This window comes from Aldersonia kunmingensis (assembly GCF_001646865.1).
GTDB lineage: Bacteria > Actinomycetota > Actinomycetes > Mycobacteriales > Mycobacteriaceae > Aldersonia > Aldersonia kunmingensis.
Genome location: NZ_LRRB01000311.1, coordinates 1 through 821 on the forward strand (window position 1 = coordinate 1; position 821 = coordinate 821).

Here is an 821-nt window from a genome sequence, read left to right on the forward strand (position 1 = left end):
GCACGGTGGCCGATGCGGATGTGTCGGTGGTGCCGATCGGTTCGCCGGTATGGAACACCCAGGTTTATGTCCTGGATTCGCGGTTGCGTCCGGTGCCGTTCGGGGTCGCGGGCGAGTTGTATGTGGCGGGCTCGCAGTTGGCGCGCGGCTATCAGGGCCGCGCGGATCTGTCGGCGGAGCGGTTCATCGCGAACCCGTTCGACTCGACGGGCGGGCGCCTGTATCGCACCGGTGACCTTGTCCGCTGGAAGGCTCCACAGCAGGGTCGCTTCGCGCGCTCCACTCCCGAATTGGAGTACGTGGGCCGCTCCGACTTCCAGGTGAAGCTGCGCGGTCAGCGCATCGAGCTCGGCGAGATCGACGCAGTCCTTGCGTCGCACGAGTCGGTCGGATTCGCAGTGACCGTGGGTCGTCAGCTGGATTCGGGTGCGACGGTTCTGGTGTCGTATGTGCAGCCGGTCGAGGGTGCAGCGCTCGACTCGGTGGCGCTGGCGAAGTTCGCCGGGGACCGGTTGCCCGGTTACATGGTGCCTTCGGCGTTCATGGTGATCGAGCAGCTACCGCTCACCCCGGCGGGCAAGCTGGACCGTAATGCGTTGCCGGCGCCGGTATTCGAGTCGGTCGAGTTCCGCGCCGCGTCCACCCCCCTCGAGCAGGGTATTGCCGAGGTCATGGCCGAGGTCCTCGGTCTCGAGTCGGTCAGTGTCGATGATTCGTTCTTCGCTCTCGGCGGCGACAGCATCGTGTCGATCCAGTTCGTGTCCCGGGCGCGGGCGCGGGGGATCAGGTTCACCCCGCGTGACGTGTTCGAGCAGCGGACG

1 protein-coding gene is annotated in these 821 nt (G+C 66.7%); it reads left to right on the forward strand.

From position 1 onward, the window contains the following. On the forward strand, positions 1-821 hold an 821-nt coding region (locus A8G08_RS24745; RefSeq protein ID WP_157108784.1), incomplete at both ends, for a phosphopantetheine-binding protein.